General features: G+C 40.8%; 24 protein-coding genes and 5 pseudogenes. 22 read left to right on the top strand and 7 right to left on the bottom strand.

Translation table 11 applies throughout. The features are described from left to right. Nucleotides 1–834: 834 nt before the first annotated feature. Nucleotides 835–1080: an HU family DNA-binding protein gene (locus ARADI_RS15930; protein ID WP_119712663.1), complete on the bottom strand. Its 246-nt coding sequence runs from the start codon at nt 1078–1080 to the stop codon at nt 835–837. A 1082-nt stretch (nt 1081–2162) separates the two neighbouring features. On the opposite strand from ARADI_RS15930, the gene trfA reads away from it, so the two are divergent. The 3 genes from trfA to ARADI_RS15915 all read left to right on the top strand — a co-directional run bounded on the left by trfA (nt 2163) and on the right by ARADI_RS15915 (nt 4140). Next, nucleotides 2163–3020, top strand: coding sequence for a plasmid replication initiator TrfA (gene trfA / locus ARADI_RS15925; protein ID WP_119712662.1), 858 nt, complete (start codon nt 2163–2165; stop codon nt 3018–3020). Between the two features lie 206 nt (nt 3021–3226). Further along, nucleotides 3227–3847 carry a helix-turn-helix transcriptional regulator gene (locus ARADI_RS15920; protein WP_182853318.1) on the top strand — a complete coding sequence of 207 codons (621 nt, stop codon included), beginning with the start codon at nt 3227–3229 and terminating at the stop codon, nt 3845–3847. Continuing rightward, on the top strand, nt 3844–4140 hold the full coding sequence (locus ARADI_RS15915; RefSeq protein ID WP_119712660.1) for a hypothetical protein: 297 nt from the start codon (nt 3844–3846) through the stop codon (nt 4138–4140). Before ARADI_RS15920 ends, ARADI_RS15915 begins: the two co-directional genes overlap by 4 nt. Here the strand turns inward: ARADI_RS15915 and ARADI_RS15910 are convergent. From ARADI_RS15910 to ARADI_RS15900, 3 genes and pseudogenes are all read right to left on the bottom strand, one after another. Then, nucleotides 4093–5389, bottom strand: a pseudogene (locus ARADI_RS15910) (cytosine permease). The gene ARADI_RS15915 and the pseudogene ARADI_RS15910 overlap by 48 nt on opposite strands. Before the next feature lie 331 nt (nt 5390–5720). Next, nucleotides 5721–6155: a hypothetical protein gene (locus ARADI_RS19115; RefSeq protein ID WP_238149556.1), complete on the bottom strand. Its 435-nt coding sequence runs from the start codon at nt 6153–6155 to the stop codon at nt 5721–5723. A gap of 3 nt (nt 6156–6158) precedes the next feature. Continuing rightward, nucleotides 6159–6571, bottom strand: a pseudogene (locus ARADI_RS15900) (GNAT family N-acetyltransferase). A 254-nt stretch (nt 6572–6825) separates the two neighbouring features. On the opposite strand from ARADI_RS15900, the pseudogene istA reads away from it, so the two are divergent. Next, nucleotides 6826–8330: pseudogene (gene istA / locus ARADI_RS15895) on the top strand (IS21 family transposase). A 50-nt stretch (nt 8331–8380) separates the two neighbouring features. Further along, nucleotides 8381–9085: an IS21-like element helper ATPase IstB gene (gene istB / locus ARADI_RS15890; RefSeq protein WP_119712659.1), complete on the top strand. Its 705-nt coding sequence runs from the start codon at nt 8381–8383 to the stop codon at nt 9083–9085. Here istB and tnpC read toward each other — a convergent pair. Next, nucleotides 9082–10670, bottom strand: a pseudogene (gene tnpC, locus ARADI_RS21980) (IS66 family transposase). The gene istB and the pseudogene tnpC overlap by 4 nt on opposite strands. A 147-nt stretch (nt 10671–10817) precedes the next feature. After that, nucleotides 10818–11135 carry an IS66 family insertion sequence element accessory protein TnpB gene (gene tnpB / locus ARADI_RS15870; RefSeq protein ID WP_147392439.1) on the bottom strand — a complete coding sequence of 106 codons (318 nt, stop codon included), beginning with the start codon at nt 11133–11135 and terminating at the stop codon, nt 10818–10820. On the opposite strand from tnpB, the gene ARADI_RS15865 reads away from it, so the two are divergent. The 15 genes and pseudogenes from ARADI_RS15865 (at nt 11135) to ARADI_RS15790 (ending at nt 17631) form a co-directional block, all read left to right on the top strand. Continuing rightward, entirely contained in the window at nt 11135–11353 is a 219-nt protein-coding gene (locus tag ARADI_RS15865; RefSeq protein WP_119712655.1) for a hypothetical protein, read from the top strand. The two genes, tnpB and ARADI_RS15865, sit on opposite strands and share 1 nt — an antisense overlap. 571 nt (nt 11354–11924) lie before the next feature. Further along, the gene (locus ARADI_RS15855; RefSeq protein WP_119712654.1) at nt 11925–12266 is read left to right on the top strand and encodes a hypothetical protein; all 342 of its coding nucleotides are present in this window, start codon (nt 11925–11927) and stop codon (nt 12264–12266) included. Continuing rightward, complete coding sequence (locus tag ARADI_RS15850) at nt 12266–12445, top strand: type IV conjugative transfer system protein TraL (protein ID WP_119712653.1); 180 nt, start codon at nt 12266–12268, stop codon at nt 12443–12445. The genes ARADI_RS15855 and ARADI_RS15850 overlap by 1 nt, the downstream gene beginning before the upstream one ends. A 114-nt stretch (nt 12446–12559) precedes the next feature. Next, nucleotides 12560–12712, top strand: coding sequence for a hypothetical protein (locus tag ARADI_RS15845; RefSeq protein ID WP_182853315.1), 153 nt, complete (start codon nt 12560–12562; stop codon nt 12710–12712). Further along, nucleotides 12678–13142, top strand: coding sequence for a TraE/TraK family type IV conjugative transfer system protein (locus tag ARADI_RS15840; protein WP_147392438.1), 465 nt, complete (start codon nt 12678–12680; stop codon nt 13140–13142). Before ARADI_RS15845 ends, ARADI_RS15840 begins: the two co-directional genes overlap by 35 nt. Nucleotides 13143–13188: 46 nt before the next feature. After that, nucleotides 13189–13515: a TraK domain-containing protein gene (locus ARADI_RS21975; protein WP_439647142.1), complete on the top strand. Its 327-nt coding sequence runs from the start codon at nt 13189–13191 to the stop codon at nt 13513–13515. 36 nt (nt 13516–13551) lie between these two features. Beyond that, nucleotides 13552–13866, top strand: a complete 315-nt coding sequence (locus ARADI_RS21970) for a hypothetical protein (protein ID WP_439647144.1) — start codon at nt 13552–13554, stop codon at nt 13864–13866. Further along, entirely contained in the window at nt 13863–14018 is a 156-nt protein-coding gene (locus tag ARADI_RS15825; RefSeq protein WP_182853312.1) for a hypothetical protein, read from the top strand. Before ARADI_RS21970 ends, ARADI_RS15825 begins: the two co-directional genes overlap by 4 nt. 369 nt (nt 14019–14387) lie before the next feature. Continuing rightward, nucleotides 14388–14912, top strand: a complete 525-nt coding sequence (locus ARADI_RS15820) for a TrbI/VirB10 family protein (RefSeq protein ID WP_119712649.1) — start codon at nt 14388–14390, stop codon at nt 14910–14912. Then, a complete protein-coding gene (locus ARADI_RS15815) occupies nt 14872–15189 on the top strand; it encodes a hypothetical protein (RefSeq protein WP_119712648.1) in 318 nt (105 codons plus the stop codon). Before ARADI_RS15820 ends, ARADI_RS15815 begins: the two co-directional genes overlap by 41 nt. Beyond that, nucleotides 15186–15407: a hypothetical protein gene (locus tag ARADI_RS15810; RefSeq protein WP_119712647.1), complete on the top strand. Its 222-nt coding sequence runs from the start codon at nt 15186–15188 to the stop codon at nt 15405–15407. Before ARADI_RS15815 ends, ARADI_RS15810 begins: the two co-directional genes overlap by 4 nt. Before the next feature lie 212 nt (nt 15408–15619). Further along, the gene (locus ARADI_RS15805) at nt 15620–15931 is read left to right on the top strand and encodes a hypothetical protein (RefSeq protein WP_119712646.1); all 312 of its coding nucleotides are present in this window, start codon (nt 15620–15622) and stop codon (nt 15929–15931) included. Beyond that, nucleotides 15925–16251 (top strand): hypothetical protein, encoded by a 327-nt coding sequence (locus ARADI_RS15800; RefSeq protein WP_147392437.1) that lies wholly within the window; start codon nt 15925–15927, stop codon nt 16249–16251. Before ARADI_RS15805 ends, ARADI_RS15800 begins: the two co-directional genes overlap by 7 nt. Before the next feature lie 31 nt (nt 16252–16282). Then, on the top strand, nt 16283–16456 hold the full coding sequence (locus ARADI_RS21400) for a TraV family lipoprotein (RefSeq protein WP_369407061.1): 174 nt from the start codon (nt 16283–16285) through the stop codon (nt 16454–16456). Next, nucleotides 16456–17631 (top strand): annotated as a pseudogene (locus ARADI_RS15790) (TraC family protein). The gene ARADI_RS21400 and the pseudogene ARADI_RS15790 overlap by 1 nt, the downstream one beginning before the upstream one ends. Before the next feature lie 24 nt (nt 17632–17655). On the opposite strand, the gene ARADI_RS15780 reads toward ARADI_RS15790, so the two are convergent. Next, entirely contained in the window at nt 17656–17847 is a 192-nt protein-coding gene (locus ARADI_RS15780) for a hypothetical protein (RefSeq protein WP_147392436.1), read from the bottom strand. On the opposite strand from ARADI_RS15780, the gene ARADI_RS15775 reads away from it, so the two are divergent. Together ARADI_RS15775 and ARADI_RS15770 are read left to right on the top strand one after the other, a co-directional pair. Beyond that, nucleotides 17824–18165, top strand: a complete 342-nt coding sequence (locus ARADI_RS15775; protein ID WP_147392435.1) for a TraG/VirB4 family ATPase — start codon at nt 17824–17826, stop codon at nt 18163–18165. The two genes, ARADI_RS15780 and ARADI_RS15775, sit on opposite strands and share 24 nt — an antisense overlap. Next, nucleotides 18158–18451, top strand: coding sequence for a hypothetical protein (locus tag ARADI_RS15770; protein ID WP_119712640.1), 294 nt, complete (start codon nt 18158–18160; stop codon nt 18449–18451). The genes ARADI_RS15775 and ARADI_RS15770 overlap by 8 nt, the downstream gene beginning before the upstream one ends. The last annotated feature ends 54 nt before the right edge of the window (nt 18452–18505 follow it).

The raw sequence follows: 18505 nt of genomic DNA, 5'->3' as shown, positions 1-18505 counted from the left end.
GCGGGAAATTTCTCGGCCGCTTCTTCTCTCATTGAGCGATTGAATGCCATGCAGAGCATCCGGAGTTTGGGATGCTTTTCGGTTTCCGGCAAAAGTATTAACCACAAGCTTCTCGCCCTGCAGTCAATGACTGCTTGTTGTTCTGGTGTTAGATTTATTAAAATTTTCTCCTGCATAACTCAATTCTATAAGTTTACCAGAGAATTAAATAAACAGTTTTGTAGATAAAACTTCAGGCGGGCCGAAACTCATAAAGCCTGTAAAGTTAATTGGTAAAATATAATCATTTGGATAGTTTGCTTGTGGAATATGGGGTTGAAAATATTTAATGAAGGTTTATGATTGAGTTGTCATGAGTCGATATTTGATTATTAGAAATAAAAAAATTTCCATCAACATTATTAGCCAACTTTAAAAGTTGGCTTTATTTTTTTAGAAAAAAATATTCCTATTTCTTTAATTTTCTAAAATCGTTCATTTTCTCGGACACTCATAAAACGAACGAAGCAGCTATGTTACAAATCTATAGCCTGTAAGTACCGACATCAAAGAAACGCGCTGTATCACATTTTAAGCGCCTAAAATCAAAAATATATATCTGTGGTTACTTATATCTATAAAACGCCTTACAATGAGTTAAAGGTGTCTTAAAATCGATTTATGCTGCCTACCTCAAGTGAAAAATTCACTATCAGCCTCTAAAATGGATTTCGGGATTGATGATGTTAATTTTTCGTTAAATTATTTTCAATAATTCTTAAAGGTGAGTTGTATGAAAATAGGCAAATTCAGTTTCATACAACTATTTTAATTCGTACATGCTTTTCAGTCATGTTATTTGACGGCTTCTTTCAAACTTTTACCCGCTTTAAAACTCGGTACGTTTGCAGCAGGAATCCGTATAACCTTGTCTGTTTGTGGATTATGCCTTTCTCTGGTTGCTATTTTCTTAACTTGAAAGCTACCAAAGCCAACGAGTTGTATATCATCTCCAGCCTTTAAGCTTTCTGTCATTATTTTGATGAATTCGTTAAGGGTTTTCTCTGAATCTTTTTTGGTTAAGTCAGCTTTTTCAGTGATTTAATTTGATTAATGAGTTCTATTTTTTTCATGTTGCGTCTGAATTAATAGATAAGTTAACCCTAGTGATGCTAGTTGTAGTGTCTCAGTAGTGGAATGTTTCAGAGTTAATTAACTCAAAAAAATCTTTTTAATTAAAATCCCACCGCTCGACGCAAGTCTGTGACCGGGCGGAGTGAGTGAGCAGACGAGGAAGCGGAATACTATTTTTAGTCAAGAAGAAATACGGTCACTCAGTAGTAACATATTTTTTGGAACTGAGGTTTTGTTAGAAGAAGAGTTATCCACAGGGGTAAGACGATTAAAAAAGATTATATTTTTATTAAAAAAGATTAGCTGGTTTTTGTGGTAATTTTTTTTTTTTTTTTTTCTTTTATTTTCAATACATTACAAATATACCCTGTTTTTTATTTTAACTTTAAAATCAATAAGTTATAAATATAGTACGTCAAGCTATTACCCTTCCTATTTATTTTACTGAATAAATATAACTTATTGTATTTACTTATTTTATATGTCATTAAACTACTTTTTAGTATAGCTATTTTCTACTTTTTATCTTAATTTGCCGTAGTTCGGTGGGTGATATGCCGTAGTTCGGTGGGTGATATGCCGTAGTTCGGTGGGTGATATGCCGTAGTTCGGTGGGTGATATGCCGTAGTTCGGTGGGTGATATGCCGTAGTTTTATCTCATTTAAAAAAATTAATTTTGAAAAAAAAATGAAAATTTAATATAAATTTAAATAATTGAAATTTTTGAAATCAAAACAGGGTGAAAGTGGAAAAACCTTTAGGACAAAAAACTAAATTATTAGATCAGCATCGGGAAGAACTTTTCTCTATGAGAATTAAAGGATACTCATATCGTCAGATAGTAGAATTCTTAGCCAGGAAAGATATTATCGTATCATTAAATACTGTTAGGAATTATTTATTAAATTGAGCTTCATTCCCTCTACCTACCACAGAAAAGGGACTGAATAACTAAACGATGGAGACAATTATATGTCTACGATTCCCATTTTAAAGCAGTTAGCTAATTTTATTCAACTTCTCATTTTTTCTATTGAGTGGTTAGGCTGTGAATAATTCATTAATAGAACGAGTTAAATCTCTTCGACAAAGATCGCTAGAACGAAATAAACTAAAAAATAGTGAGCTAGATAAAATAAAAACAATCAATGAGTTAGACGAAAAAGACAAACTTGATCCTAATGTGGTTTATTTACCAATTAGTAAAAAATCGACTATCCCAACTCCTAATACTGTACTGCGTAGTGCATTATTTGGAGTTGTTGGAAAAGGTAAGAGAATTTTAGAAAAAGGGGTTTTGAAGGCAACCGTTAATGGCTATTCAATAAAATATTCAGGGGAACAATTAGATCAGTCTGATCTTGATGTTTGGTTGGAATGTATTAGACGTAGCCAAAGTTGTCAACTTGGAACAATAGTGCGATTTGCAGCAAATGATTTTTTAAGATCAATTGATAGAAAAACAGGAAAAAGTCAGCATGAATGGCTGAAAACTTCATTAAAAAGAATGCGATTTACAGATATTGAAATATCTGATGGACGATTTATGTATTGCGGTAGTCTACTACACGAGTATTATCAAGATAAAATAAAAGGTGATAATTGTTTGATAATAAATGATAAAATCATTAATTGTTTTGAAAATTCTAGTTGGACAGCAATTAATCATGCTTTAAGATTAGCATTGAGGGGAAAACAACTAACACAATGGCTATATGGGTTTTACAGTAGTCATTTTAAACCGTTTCCAATAAAAATAGAAACATTGAAGCTCATTTCAGGAAGTAACTCAGAAACTAAAGAGTTTCGACGGATGATAAGAAAGTCTCTTGCTGAATTATCTTCTGTTACAGGATGGTCTTATAAAATTGATGAAAAAGATAAAGTGATTGTGAATAAAAAATAACACTCTATGTCAGTGTTCTCGCACTGACATAGAGCTAATCCAAAACCTAGCTAAACTAGGAATCAGACTATGCGAAATAGTACGCATATTGCACGCATAATGAAAGCGTGCGGCATATCAATCGAGCAGCTTTTGAGCTTTGCTAACACATCAAGATACCTTACAACCCGTCAGCGTGAATACCTTCGGAGTATCGGATGTGTAGCATGAAATCCGAAATGCATGAATTTTGTCGACGCGCAACTGTTTCTTGTGGTTTCGCGGATAGTGAAGGGGAAATTCATAATAATGCCACCATGACGGAGTTACTGGCGTTAAATAAAGATGCGTTTGAAATTGCGAATTTATTGGAAAAAATCCGCACTGAAAAATCCCTGTTTTATGTCATAAGCAATTTGGCGTTTGATTACAAAACACCACGGAAACTTTGGCAAATTCATTTTATCCCACTGTTGAGTCAGGAAAATGGCTACTTAGGCACTTTCTTCCATGCTCATGAGTTCCTGGTTTTGTCACCGCTGGATTATGTCGATGGCATACAGCCTTATGCAGTTAGCACAGAAAAACCAAACAAGCTGTTCACTGATAAAGAGTGGCAAGTATTGTTCTTCACGATGCACCGCTTTAGCAGCAAAGAAATTGCTAGACGGTTAGATGTTTTTCCCTCAACGGTTGAATCGCACTTGAAGACTATCTACGGAAAAGTTAACGTCCATTCAGCTTGTCAGCTAAGGATATTTGGCAAATCAAAAGGCTTTGAGCGCTATATTCCGGCTGAATTTATTCATAAGGGACGTGGATTCGTAGAAATGGGAGGGATCGCATGAGTGTTTTTTATTTTAACAAACTGAAACAATTTTCTCAGTTGTTTCCTGAATTTACGCAAACTCAACAAGAAAATGTTTTTCTCTTTGCAATTGGTATTCCTATTTCAAATATAGCCGATGTCCGTCATGTCTATATTCGAAGTGTCCAAGCTTCTTTGATTGAAGCTCAGCATCGTTTGGAATTAGGCTCGATTAGCTCGTTGAGAGCAGTGGCACAAATGCGACTATTTCTCCCATTATTGAGATTAGCTTTTTATTTTTGTAATGAAAAAAGCGATTTTGATGAAGTTTAGAAAACCATAAATAACACTGGCAGTAAGCAAGGAATTAACAGTAGGAACGCCTGTTTTTATTATTAATCCAATGTAGCTTGCTGTTATACAGGCAAAAAGTGCATACCAACCTATATAAATGGCGTGTCTTTATTTTCGGGGATTTTTTCATATTGTTGTGTTTCTTTGAGAATATTGCTGTGAGTTTTAACAATAAAATAATCAGTTAGCATCACGCCGACTATAGGGGGAAAGACAACACCAAGCAGCATTAAAAAATCCACAAATCTTTCCAAAATCCCTAAAACAGAAAGCGTTGTTCCAATGATACATATCGTTAAGGTGATTAACGTGTAATTGACTTTTTTGCCCGTTAGCACAGAAATTGAATTGGCAATACTCAATGATAATGAGTAAAGATTAATATCATTGACACGTAGAAAAGATAACAATCAGCAATCCAATCCCTCCAGCCGTTTCGGTCATAATAGTGACAACATCTGCGGTATTTAATGCCCTGGCTAATAATATAGCAAGGCCATTAACCAGAAATTCACCCAGAATAATGGATACCATCGTCATAAGAAACACTTGCCGACTGTTTTTGGAATATCGACTCATATCGGGTTTAATAAGACTTGCTACAATACAACCGTCCATAATTAATGTAATGGCGGAAGAGAATGTCATTGGTTCACCAGTAGGAATTGAATTAATTAATTCAATGGTATTGTGATTATAAAAAATTCTCACAGAAATGAAGACAATAACGATGATAAAGAAAGGGACGGCAATCCACGCCGTAAATTGTAAAGCTTTAAAGCCAAAAGCAACCAGGACGGTCAAAAATAATCCAGAAAATGCCGCTGACCATTCAAACCTTAACTTATCGCCTAATGCAAAATTAAGTCCTTTCGCAAAGACGGCATTTTGCACGCCAAACTAGCCTATCAAACTAATGGCTATCACCAAACTAACGAGGATTGAACCTATTTGTCCGAAACCACACCATCTGGCGAGGAGACTACTGGATAATCTCTCTTTCATACCCGCAAAGCCTAATCCAAAAAGTTACCACCCCGAAAATAATACTGCTGATAAAAATGGCTAGAAAGGCATCAACTATAGTCATTGAATGACCTAATACTGCGCCTAGCATGAACTGATCTAAAGCGGTTAACATGCCTGCATGCACTAAGATGACACTAAGAAATGATAAACGTATATTGGTGGGAACACGACTTGTTGGATAGTTATCGATTAGATTCATATAATAAGTTTACCTTGTTATAAATATCTGTTAAATAAGTATGTTTATCATGCTAAGAACTGTTTTATTTTGTGATAAAGTGAACTCCTTTACATAAAAATGAATCAGGGACATAGTTATAAAAGCCTATGTGACTGTAATACCTTTTAAATTGATAAAGGGAATGCACATCTGTTTTTTTTGAAGATGATTTTCAACCGACTCTCGACAGTACGGGGTGCAATATTTAATATATTGGCAATTTCTTTTTAAGATAAATTTTGGATCACAAGAAAAATAACATTTAATTCTTTTTTATTGAATGGGGTGTTTTTTGTTTCTGTTGTTGTGACTACCGTCGGATTTTTTTATTTATGTTAATTAATGGATTGATATAAATAAGTTCTTTTGCATTCCATAAAATACCTAATGATTCTCTTTGAGAATTTAAAAGCGGAATTTTCTCGCTAATATAAGGGGTTAAATATTTATTGCCATTCCAATAATGAGTTTGTATTACTCTGACACTTCGATTGGTATTTGCGGTTAAATTATCATGTTGAACAAAGTCTTCCGCCAATTCACTCCACTGCGTAGGAAATTCACTATCCTTTTTTCCTTCAAAAGAGAAGTGTTGAGGAGTATTTGTGAATTTTAGGGCAGCTCTGTTCATGTAGATATGGTGTGAATTTTTATCCTTACCCCACGGTTCGTTGAGATGTTCTATCATCATAATCGAATGAGCAATAATATTATTGTTGTTATCAATATAGGCATTATTGTTCATAGCTCAGCTCCCTAATTGCTTAGATAAATAATATCGGGTGTGACGATGAGCGAACTGGGACAGGTGACCATATTCTTCGTATCCTAGTTTTTTATAAAAATTAACGGCTTGAAAATCGAAAGTATCAACATAAGCCATGTGACATTTTCTTTTTATCGCTTCATCTTCTGCTATCTGCATTAATTTTTTGCCAATATTCTTTTTCCTGTAATTTTCAGCTATCCATAAGTATTGGATGTCAAGACCTCCCACCATGTTCTAGCAATTAATCCACCCTGAATCTGATTGTTATCTTGAAAAATCACTCTTAGAGGATGAATATCAACAGGCGTAAATTGGGAATTATGTTTCCATAGGTTATTGATTATGGCGTTTTCTTCTTTATCATTTTCGGTATCACTCAGTATAAACTCCATATTAATATCATCCTGTTTGCTATTGATTAATGCGTAAAATATATCTTCATAATTTAGTTTTTTTTATAAAAAAATCACAAATATTACCCCTTCATCGCCTTAGCTGTATATTACCATGCATGCAGATCACCCAATAACATTGATGGAGCTCACTTTTGGCCCATTTTGTTATTCGGTGATCTCCATCAATGTTATTCCAATTATCACAGGTGTGTTGAACTGTATTCTTTGCCATATGAGGGTGGAGAATACCTATGCCAACAGTACCTATTTCAATGAGAAAACTAAAAGAAATACTTAGACTTAAATATGGAGCCAAGCTCAGTCATCGCCAGATAGCTCGTAGCTTATCGATATCGCCATCTGCTGTATCACGATATGCTAATCGGGCAGCTCAACTGGGGATAAAACAATGGCCTTTACCCACAGAAGGGGATTCATCTTCCTTACGAAAGGCATTTAGCCAGACTAAAGTGAAGATGAAAAAACATTCTTTACCTGATTGGGCAGAAGTACATAAAAAATTACGTAACAAAATAGTGACATTACAACTACTCTGGGAGGAATATGCAGAACAATACCCAGGGAGTTTTTATAGTTACAACCATTATTGTCGTTTTTATCGTGAATGGTCAAAAACCACAAACCTATCAATAAGGCAAGTTCATAAAGCCGGTGAAAAACTCTTTGTTGATTATTGTGGTCCCACTATCAATATCATTAATCCCAATACTGGCGAAACTAGAACAGTACAGCTCTTTGTTGCTGTTCTTGGTGCATCAAACTACACATGGGCAGAAGCAACGTGGTCTCAGCATCTTGAAGACTGGGTAATGAGCCATGTTCGCTGTTTCCAATCGCTTGGGGGTGTACCTGAGATTGTGGTGCCTGATAACTTGAAAAGTGCAACTTTACGAGCCTGCAAATATGATCCTGACATCAACCCAACTTACCAACAAATGCTTGAGCATTACAATGTTGCCGTCATACCAGCCCGTCCTCGTAAGCCAAAAGATAAACCTAAGGCTGAAGTCGGCGTGCAGCTTGTCGAACGTTGGATTATGGCACGACTTCGTCACGAACACTTCTATAGTCTTGCTTCACTCAATAAGCACATCCAGGTTTTATTGAAAAGGCTAAATACCAAAAAGATGCAAAAAATGAGTTACTCTCGAGCAGAGCTCTTTGTTCAGTTAGACGCCCCTGTGCTAAAACCATTACCGAAAGCTCATTACAGCTTCACACTGTTAAAAAAAGTTAGAGTTCATAAAGATTATCATGTTCAAATTGATAACCATTATTATTCGGTTCCATATACGCTTCTCGGAGTACAATTAGAAGCTCGAGTTTCCGGCGAATTAGTCAGATTATTTAATAAAAAGCAGGAAGTTGCACTCCATCCCCGCTGCAGAACTTGTGGCTACAGCACTCGAACAGAACATATGCCTGAAGCCTATAGACAGCATGCAACCTGGACACCTGAACGTTTTCTTGAGTGGGCCGCTAGTTTGGGTAATGATGTCCATGACTATATTCTTCAGATACTGAACTCTCGACTTCATCCAGAATAAAGTTATCGGTTTTTCCTTGGGCTTCTAAACCTTCACAAAAAATACAGCAATGCAGGCTTAATGCCTCTTGTGCCAGGGCGTTAAAAACTCAAGTATGGCGATTAGCCGGAATAAAATCAATCTTAGAAAAATAACTGTATAAAAATACAGTTATAGATACAAAACCCGACCTTTTCTCAACACTCTAGCATGAGAATGTTCGCGGAAGCAAATACTATCACTAATCAGGGAAATTATAATGAATCATCTTTATGAGCAACTCACTGTTCTGAAATTGAAAGTATTGCGGGATGCCCTGAGAAATCAGAATGCTCAACCCAATACTTATCAAGAACTCGGATTCGAAGAGCGCCTATCATTGTTAATCGCAGAAGAATTGACTAATCGTGAGAATAAAAAAGCAGAACGGTTAATTAAACAGGCAAAATTTAGACTCAATGCAGAACTCTTAGAATTAGATTATCGTAGTAGCAGAGGGATAGAAAAAACGTTAATCCGTTCACTTAGTCAGGGAAGCTGGTTAAGTTTGAAACAGAATCTATTACTTACAGGCGCGACAGGAAATGGGAAAACCTATCTGGCGTGTGCACTGGGACATAATGCCTGTAGACAGGGATATAAAGTGTATTACTTCCGATTAAAATCCCTAATGGAGCTTTGTTATCAAGGTCATGCAGACGGCAGATATGGTAAGTTGCTAACAAAGCTAAATCACACGGTTCTGCTTTTGCTAGATGATTGGGGGCTTGAACCTTTTTTATCAGAGCAACGAAGCGATCTACTGGAAATTATTGACCTAATGTATCAAAAAGGTTCAATTATTGTGGTAAGCCAATTACCGATAGAAAATTGGTATAAAATGATAGGTGATTCAACCCATGCAGATGCAATCTTAGATCGTAAGCGTCATTGGAACCACACAGTGCGCCTCTGCGTGGTTTAAGGTAAGGTGATTTTCCAGGGTGGTAGTGCGTTCCAGTCGATATCCTCATCTGGGGATTTTAGCGCCGTCAGCAGCGCCAAAAGATAATCCGTACGGATTAAGTCCATTGATGCGTGCACTTTCCATCAGGCTGTACAATAGCACGCTGGCATGGGCACCCGATTCCGTATTGGCAAACAGCCAATTTTTTCTACCAATTACAAAAGGCTTTATCGCCTGTTCGGCGCGGTGGTTGTCGATACTCAAACGACCATCCTCCAGATAGTGCATCAGCTTTGGCCATTGTTTTTGACAATAACCAATGGCTTTACCTAGATAGTCTTTCGGTAGCACCTTCGTCTTTGATAACCAGGCTTCAAACTCCTCCATCAATGGACGCGCTTCGCTCTGTCGCCGTCGGTAAATCTCTTCAGGAGAAAGCCCTTGACACGTTTTTTCTATCCGGTACAGTTTCTGAATTAACCCTAAGGCCCAAATGGCTTTGCCTACTTTGGTATTCGGCTGGGCTCGCCGAGCCTCTTCAAATTTACGGCGCGCATGCGCCATGCAGCCAAGAGTTGAGCTTCCGTGCCATGATAACCCGCGTAGCCATCAACTTGCAGATACCCCGTATAGTTTACCAGGAATTCGCTCGGGCAACGCCCGCTGCGCGAGTCCTGGTAGTCGTAGATAACCAGGTGCGGTGTTTATCTTCCACATTTCGCACATCACCACCGGTGCCATACAGCCATATATAACTTTGACTATTTTCCTGGCTCAATACGTTAAGCGGGGTCTTATCAGCGAAAATGACCGGCTGCGCCAGCAACGCCCTGTGCATTAGCACACGTAGAGGCTTTAGCCGTTCAGCGACTTTCAGCAGCCACTGGCTCTGCGTCTGACGGCTCAATGGGATATCAAGCCCAGCAAACAACGTTTCCTGCCGGTATAGTGGCAATGCAAACTGAAATTTGTTGATGATAATTTGCGCTACTAACGAGGGTGTGGCGTAACTCTTAGGGATAAGTGCCGGCGGCGGAGTGGCTACCTTTACACTACCTTCTGTGCCATGTTGCTCACAGTATCGACAGCCGTATTTTTCATGGATATAACGGGTAACCTGCACGTGAGCGGGTATAAACTCAAGCTCTTCACGCACTTCTCCACCCATCACGTGCATCGGCTGATGGCAGCAATCACACGCGTGCTCCCTGGACGGTAGGTGAACAATAATTTCCCTACGCGGCAGATGGGGTGGGAGTAGTCGTGTGGGTGGCGTTTTTTCGCAGGCAAAGGAACAGTTGCATCCGGGACGGCATCGTCCGTAATACTATCATTCCCGTCAGATAATTGGGTTTCACAGGCTTTGTCATCGCTGGGCGCCGCGTCGGGTCGATGCGCCTCAACTTCAGCTTCGTTAAAAACCTCACCCTACGGGGAAAGAGGCTCGGCGCTGCGCCCAAAGCGTTTTCGGCGGCAAAGATTCAACTCTTCCCAGCAGAATTTGGTATTTTTCCTGCCAATAAAGATTTTCGCGCTGAAAATCAACGATAATCTGTTTTAGCAAATTGATATCGTTGGGTAAGTTATCTATCGAGATATTCATGAGGTGACTTTACCATGCCGCGGCAAAATCCTCCGCAAAATTTAACTGGCTATCCTGCAGTTGAGTGGTTGGTGCAGGCGCATTTTAGCCAGGTCGACACCAGCGAGCAACCAGTACCACTGTTCTTCGGTCAATTGTAAGGTTTTTTTAACTGGCAGCAGGCCAACGGAAAAAATCTTGCTCCAGGCGTTTGTACCAGAGACAGAAACCGGTTTTATCCCAGTAAAGGGCTTTTACCTTGTCATGATGTCGGTTGCAGAAGACTAACAGGGCCTCATCGAAAGGGGAATGTGCCATATCCTGCTCGATAATCAGCAACTGGCCGTTGATACTTTTACGAAAGTTGACATAACCTGAATAGAGGTAAATGGCCAGCACTTCGACAAACATCTTCATGGTGCCATCTCGCGAATGAAGGTTGCCAGCCAACCCGGAGAAATTCCGGTTGTCAGCCGTAACGTACAATGAGACAGCTACAGGGTGATAATCAGATGCGTTTGTGCCTTCTCTATCGTGGAAATTTTAGTCGTCAACTTTTCATCCCAGGAGGTCATAATAGCATTTGGCGCCATGGCGTGAATAAAATGCGTGGGCTGTTCTTTCACAGGATAAAGCCGCTTTTTTGCATTGCAGAATGCGCTGCGGGTAATCGTATTCTGACGACAATACTGAGCTGGATTTAATCCAGAACATTACTTAGCTTCAATGATGGCTCGCCATTCATCATCTGTACGGTAAACTCCCATCTGATATTTCTCCTCAATTTTTAGAGATGAACATGATGGCAAATTAGGAGAAGTAAAAAAATGTGCGGATTTAACGACGCTTACCTTAGATCGGCTAGTTCATGGCAGCGTCAAACTAGAGCTAAAAGGAGAATCAATGCGAAAAATACAAACGCTATTGACTGATGGAGATCAGTGAAGTTAATTTAAAAATGGTTCTGTGATAATGACACAAAGCGATCTCCATCGATGTTAATAAGTGATCTTTTTCATGGTAATACGCATTAGCACAAATTTAAAAAATTTCCACGTAATTTTTAGCACTTTTAATCCCGAAATTTAGGGTATACCTTAAAGTAAATAAATTTTTCACTTTTAAAAAATCTAAAAGGAGAAATTAATTAACAATAAGATTAACCACTGTTAATTTTTAATTGCCTAAATTCCAACTGTTACTAAGGGTTAGTACGGCACAACAACGCTGAATTTTTTATTCAATTTAATCATTAACCGTTTTAAGGAGACTTAAATGAACGGCAAGGTCACTTTACGCCTAAAAAACCCTTTCACTGCGGGTGCGGTAGCCATCATGAAGGTTTTAAAGCAACAGAAATCGTTATTAACGATGATGTTTTTGGGAATGCTAATGCTATTTCCTGCCATGCGGGTTTATGCCGATCCACCAACAACGGGGGGATTTATTCAGTGGCGGCGAGGAGGTGGTGAAAAGCACCTTTGGCAAAGGCTCAACCGTTATCTGGTGGAAATCCTGGCGGCGATTTTTGCTTACGTAAAAACTAAAAATCTGGCGGTGTTTGGTGGAATTGCCGCGGTGATTGTGTTTGTTAACGTGGTCTTCGGGTTGATTTAATGGATGCCGCTTCTCGTTATCAGTTCCCGACCACACTGACGCATCAGCGCCGTTTTTGTGGGCTGCCGATGGATGAGGTGGTGGTTTATTTGCCGTTAATTATCTGCACGATTTTCGTCAATATGTGGATAATTTGCCCCCGAATTAGCTGTGGCTTTTGTTGGGCTTCGCAGACTTAAGTAGGGCAAAGGGTCAAGTTATCTGTTGGGGCTGGAGTACTGGTGTCTACTAACTTTCATTATGCGTTTTTTTATCATCGAATTACCAGAAAGTTTTAAACGGTACTGGATAGCGTGAGGCGCGCGCATGGATTATTAACTGCGAAAATCATCACAAAAGCAATTAGCTATCGGGGTTGTGACCTGTTTGGTGATAACCATTTTAAGTGTGTGGATTTGTTATCGACTACTGATGCAGAACAGGGAGTTGACTTCTCTGCTTATTAATAATCATCAAACGATTATTATGCCGATGGTTGAACACGAAGGCTTTGCCTTTCACGGCACCCACGGTGACGCCCGTTACCTTCGTCTGATGGCCTTAAGTCTGCTTAATCTGCGTCTGAATGTCTCCGCGCAAACCATCAAAGACAGTCATGATTTGTTGCTGGCCTACAGTGATGCGCATTTACGCGAAAAATTAATCGAAGTGTTAGCCGAAGAGCGTCAGCGGATGGCTATCAATGAAGCCAGCTCTACCTTTTATCTGAAGGAAGTCAAGGTGAGCCCTGATAGCGGTATGGTGGATATTACCGGCGAATTGCATTTCTTCTACGGCATTAAAGCGGTGGAGCTGGTCGACAAGCATTATCGCTTACGACTTGAGACCCGCGACGGGGCATTGAAACTAACGGATTTTGTGGAGTTATCGGTATGAACAAGCTGCTTTTTTACTTAAGTTTAACGTTGCTTTCCGCTGCGGTATGGGCAGAAAACCTGACCGTTACCCCTCACCGTTACCCCTCCATAGTGTGGTGCGACTAACCGTGAGTAATCGTGAACCCAATGTGATTGCGGTGATGAACGACCGGATAGTGGAAGCCAATAGCGCCGCCGGCAAACTTGCCGATAAAAAAGCCACTGATAGCGGGGCATTGATTTTCGCCACCGAGGAAACCGTGCCGTTTTCGCTCTACATCGAAACCGAAAAGGGGTTTGGTTTTACGGTTAATGAGAACCCCGTTAAAAAATCCCAGGGTATTAATGTCAGTGTGATGAATGCTGAAGCAAAAGCTGATGCGGTTGCGTAAGAGTGGGAAAAGACCAGCAATTTTTACAGTCAGTTTATTACCCGTACCTTCACAGCGGCGATGAACGACAACATTCCCACCGGTTTTGTTAAAAATGGTCGCGTAAACGTCAACTGGTCAGCGTCAGCATTAGCCAATTTTCGTTTTCGGGACAGTGTGAGCTTTAAGGGTAATAGCATAAGGCTACTGCAAGTCAATATCGAGAACAAAACGACCCAGCCCATTCGGTTGGATGAGCGGGCTTTCTGGGTACCGCAAGCCATGGCCATTGCGTTTAATCCGACTGTTAACACCTTACGACCCCATGAGCAGGTCACACTGTTTCTTCTGATTAAGGAGAAACTGGAATGAATATCAATTATTTTATCAGCAAAAATCAAAAGGTGGTATTTAGTGCAATTGACCTGGGTGTGGTGGCGATTTTTACGCTACTTTGGTGGATAAACAGGCAAGCCTCAAGGGTTGAACTAACCGCTGCTGACCCGCACTGCGCAATCAGGTAACTCTACCACTCAGGAGCCGGATTTAACCGGTGCAATTACCAATAATACCTTTGATAACAAGGTGCAAGGTAATGTAGTCACGGATGCGCAGCTAAGCGAAAAAGCGAATCGGCAGACAATGGACGTACTGCTAAAAGAAATTCCAGGGTATCAAGCGCGATTTTGATGCGATTAAAAACGAAAATAGCCAGTTAAAGGCCAATGTCGGTCAACTTCAAGCTGAAATTCAGAATAATAAAAAAGCGATGGAGGGGGAGAGCAGTCCAACACCAGGAGCAAGTCAAGTGAATCATCCCCCTCAAATCGCTATCCTGCCATCAAAAGGTCAGTTGGAAAGTACCCGCTTTACTTCTCCAAAAAAAGAAAACAATGCTTCATCGGGCTTTTATGTCCCCCCCGGGGACGTTTTCAACCGCCATTGTGCTGGAAGGGACGGATGCCAATGCGTCTGTAAAAGGCGAAACCAAAAAAGTCGCCATGCAGTTTAAATTAACCGAACTTGCTCATCTGCCGGGCAACCAAAAGCTCGACAGGTTAACACACTGCTTTGTCACTGCATCGGCCTGGGGAGAAATTTCCAGCGAACGGGCAGAAGTGAGGTTAGAGCGCCTGTCGTGTGTCATTAACAACAAACATATTGACCAGGTGGTTGAAGGGCATGTGGGCTTTTATGGCAAAAACGGCATTAAAGGCATACCGGTGATGCGAAATGGTGCCATGCTCGGGCTGGCCTTTAGCGCAGGCGCATTAGGGGGTTTTGGTAACGCCTTCTCGCAAATTGGCAATACCACCGTTGGCATGGGCGCAACCCATCAGGCCCCTACCCAGGAAATCGCCAGACAGGCGCTCGGTAGTGGGGCGTCGACCGCAGCCAATAAACTGGCATTACATTGAACGTGCCGAGCAATATCATCCGGTTACCCAGATTGGGGCAGACAATCGCGTCGAAGTCGTTTTTCAAAAAGGGTTTAAGGCGGAATTTATTGAAGACCTGGCAGCGAAAAAGGCCGGTGAACTACCCATCCAAATGGTTAAAAACGTCAGCAACAGCGTAAAAACCAACCTTCCGCCGGAGTTGCTCAATCAGTTAGGCAGTGCAACTTCAATGGATTTATCCGATTTTATCACACCAACAAAACCACTGTCAAATAACGGCAGTGCGAAACCATGAACACGTTAGCCATAAAAATCATCGTCGCCATTAATCATGGCGTTGAACACACGTTACAACTGATTAAAAACGGCTTTTTTTACTTACCGGTTATCTTTTTCTGGTTAACGATTGCCTTCTTTTATGTTGGGTCTTTATCAACGGATGATGGCTTTAAATTTAGAGATGAAAGCTATCGATTGAAAGATAAGCGGCGCTTAGGAGCAATAACCGAATAAAGCAGTGGATCAATTTTAATTGATCGTATTTAGATAAAAAGTGGATCAGTTTTCGGTGATCGTTGACATTTACGACTTATCATCCGTCTTTTCTGTCGAAATTAACCCAGGTGAAACCAGTCAAAGAGGAATAAATCCATGAATACGTTAGCGTAGAGACCCATCATTAAACGCCCACCCCTTAATGTGGTGAGAACAAAAAGCGTCGCCTTTTGCCAGTTGAGCCGAATGCGTCAATCGTTAAAAAAACCGCCCTGCATGGCTTGCAACTGATAATGAATGTCAGCCTTTATTTCTCCGTGACGTTTGTCTGGCTCACGCTTGCTTTTGCATTAAGCGGAAATTTGTCAATAAGTTATCCGTTTGAACCGGAAGCAATATACTTAACTATTGATAAAGCCATTGACCTGTTCACTCCCGTTTTTCGTCTGTCACTCGCCATCACACTGATGCTTTGTATGTTGCGACTGGCTCTCGGGATTTTTCAAAAAAAACCTAACAAGAAGACGTCAACATCATGTTGAGGTATCGCGTATGGCTTATCAGTAGCGTAATATTGCTCTCCGGTTGCGCGGGGATAAATAGTGAGGTTGAATTTGGTAAACCGGCCAAAGATTCCGGTTACTGGATGAGTGAGGCGGATGCGATGACCGATACCGCCAGCCACTCAACGGCGCAATATAAAGGGGAGGTCGTCAAGTCCGCTACAGGATTGAATCTATCGGCTTACCGCTTTATTCAGTTAAGCAATTTGGAACCCGCGGTGACGGTGTTAACCGAGCGACCGCAGAATAGAAACAACCCATTACCATTACCGGCTAAAAATCTGTCTTACGCTGGTTAACGAATCAATCAACTACGCCTTCCAATATGGCGTGTCTTGCAAGCCCTTTGTCTGGGGTGAAATCAGTGCGCCATCACGGCAAGTGGAGCGCATTACGCGCGCCTGGATTGCACCTTATGTGTCACCGGATGAGGTCGTCCATGCCGGTGAAGTGGTTTATTTCCTGACGACACCGGCTAGCTGGGCAAATGTGGAGAAGGTGTGATGCTAAAACACGTCAATCCACTGAAAATCATTGAACTGGTGGCCAATGCTTTAATAGAAAAAGACACCACCCGTGAAACGATGAAAAAGCTCGAGTCGATGGATTATCCGCATTTACACGACTTATTACCCTATCGGGATTATGACAGCGACCATCAACTTTTCATTCACCAGCACTCACAGGGATTTTTACTGGAAGCGCAGCCCTTAATAGGCGAAAATGAAAAGCTGGTCGAATCATTAGAAGAACTGGTTAAGAACAATTTACCGCGCGATATTCTGCTGCAGGTGATTTTGCTGTCCAGTCAAACGGTGTATGAGAAATTAACCACCGGATTGCGTGATTTTAGCTGGCAAGGCAATCGTGCCGATGAATGCAATCAAATTACGCAGGGTTTTTATCTGGATGCTGCGCGTAATCAGTTTGCTAATCCGCAAAATCTGCCGTTGACGCTGAGAGATTATCATCTGTATTTTGCCTTCTGCCAGCCATGCAAGCGAGTCACTGAAAGTGAAATCATTAAAGTGCGTGAAATTCGGCGTAATCTATTAAGTGCGCTCAATGCGTCCGATATCCACGCTGACAATGCGTCAATCACCCGTTTTTTTTTGCAGATGATGCGGAAAATGATTAACCAGGATACGGAAAGATTAAAACCGTATTCATCAGAGTGGATAGAAGACAAAGACATTAATCAGCAGATTGTGCAGAACAACACCCGCTACTGGTTTAAGTCTGGGTATGTGGAAATCACTGGCCGAAATGAAGAAGACAAACCGTTTTCCACCCGTGCCATTCATTTTAATCTCGACAGTAATCCCAGAGAGCACTATCTCTGGCAAAAAGGCAACATCATTTCTAATTTACTCAATCCGTAAAACGGCATCCGTTGCCCATTTGTGATGAGCTTTATTATTCAAACCGAAGACCAGTCGCGTAGTCAGGCTGACGCCAATAAGCAGTTTCTGGATTTAGAACGTAAAGTCGCCTCCTCTTACGCCAAATATATCGCATCAACCAAACGCCAGCACGCGGAATGGAAACACTTGCGCGAAGGCTTGCTGTTCACCGCGACGTCATTGTCCGGTTATTACTTCGGCGTCACCCTCTTTTGTTGTGATGATGAAGAAGTGGCTAAAGAAGCTGAGCGCACCAAAAAAGTGTTTGCCATGTAGGGGCTTAATATGGTGAGAGCAGATTTAATGCAGATGCGGAACTTCTTGGGTCACCTGCCCTTTGCGGTAGGCGATAACTCGAAGCTCTGGAAAGACTTTTAAAAAATCGGTGTGATTCAGCGGGCGGAATCTTTTCAGGCGGTCAATCTCATGCCAATTATCGCCGATAACAAACTCAGTCAGGTAGGGATTGTGTTCCCGAGTTACCGCCATCAACTGGCGTTTCTGGATATTTTTGATGGCAGTTTGCCAAATACTAATTTCAACTGGTTTGCATCCGGTACCGCAGGGGCGGGGAAATCGGTGCTGGCACAAACGATTGCCAGACAGGTGCTAGACAGTGACGGGTATTTGTCCATCTTTGATATAGGCGATAGTTACAAAACCTTTTGCCAGAGTGTCGGTGGCACTTACATTAACGGGGAAACCTTGCGCTTTAATCCGTTTACCAATATCACCGATATCACCTTGAGCGCTGAGCGCATTCGTGACCAGTTGTGCATTCTGGCCAGTCCCAAATGGATTGATGGATGAAGTGCATGAATCGTTGATACTGGACGCTATCACCGAATCCTGGCCTGACAAAAAACAAGATATGCGCATTGATGATGTCATTAATTATCTAAAAAAACATCGCGGTAAAATTAAGGCCGCTAGCCGTATCACCGGTCGCATTGATGAAATTCTGGTATTGTTGAATAAATATACTACCAAAGGAATATACGGCAAATACTTTAACAGCAGTGATCCAACCTTAAAGTCTGATATGCGCTTTGTGGTCACCGAACTTGGGGGCTTAAAAGCGAATCGTGTTTGTTAATGGTGGTGTTATTTAATTGGCAATACCACCGTTGGCATGGGCGCAACCCATCAG

Source organism: Arsenophonus endosymbiont of Aleurodicus floccissimus, from assembly GCF_900343025.1.
In the GTDB taxonomy this organism is placed as follows: domain Bacteria; phylum Pseudomonadota; class Gammaproteobacteria; order Enterobacterales; family Enterobacteriaceae; genus Arsenophonus.
This window is presented reverse-complemented; position numbering and strand designations above follow the sequence as displayed.

Bases quoted from the DNA above. Each gene is read 5' to 3' on its own strand.
- ARADI_RS15920 (WP_182853318.1), top strand. From the start codon at position 3,227: ATGAAATCCGAAATGCATGAATTTTGTCGACGCGCAACTGTTTCTTGT.
- ARADI_RS15915 (WP_119712660.1), top strand. From the start codon at position 3,844: ATGAGTGTTTTTTATTTTAACAAACTGAAACAATTTTCTCAGTTGTTT.
- ARADI_RS19115 (WP_238149556.1), bottom strand. From the start codon at position 6,155: ATGAACAATAATGCCTATATTGATAACAACAATAATATTATTGCTCAT.
- istB (WP_119712659.1), top strand. From the start codon at position 8,381: ATGAATCATCTTTATGAGCAACTCACTGTTCTGAAATTGAAAGTATTG.
- ARADI_RS15865 (WP_119712655.1), top strand. From the start codon at position 11,135: ATGAGACAGCTACAGGGTGATAATCAGATGCGTTTGTGCCTTCTCTAT.
- ARADI_RS15855 (WP_119712654.1), top strand. From the start codon at position 11,925: ATGAACGGCAAGGTCACTTTACGCCTAAAAAACCCTTTCACTGCGGGT.
- ARADI_RS15850 (WP_119712653.1), top strand. From the start codon at position 12,266: ATGGATGCCGCTTCTCGTTATCAGTTCCCGACCACACTGACGCATCAG.
- ARADI_RS15840 (WP_147392438.1), top strand. From the start codon at position 12,678: ATGCAGAACAGGGAGTTGACTTCTCTGCTTATTAATAATCATCAAACG.
- ARADI_RS21975 (WP_439647142.1), top strand. From the start codon at position 13,189: ATGGGCAGAAAACCTGACCGTTACCCCTCACCGTTACCCCTCCATAGT.
- ARADI_RS15825 (WP_182853312.1), top strand. From the start codon at position 13,863: ATGAATATCAATTATTTTATCAGCAAAAATCAAAAGGTGGTATTTAGT.
- ARADI_RS15820 (WP_119712649.1), top strand. From the start codon at position 14,388: ATGCTTCATCGGGCTTTTATGTCCCCCCCGGGGACGTTTTCAACCGCC.
- ARADI_RS15810 (WP_119712647.1), top strand. From the start codon at position 15,186: ATGAACACGTTAGCCATAAAAATCATCGTCGCCATTAATCATGGCGTT.
- ARADI_RS15800 (WP_147392437.1), top strand. From the start codon at position 15,925: ATGTTGAGGTATCGCGTATGGCTTATCAGTAGCGTAATATTGCTCTCC.
- ARADI_RS15770 (WP_119712640.1), top strand. From the start codon at position 18,158: ATGGATGAAGTGCATGAATCGTTGATACTGGACGCTATCACCGAATCC.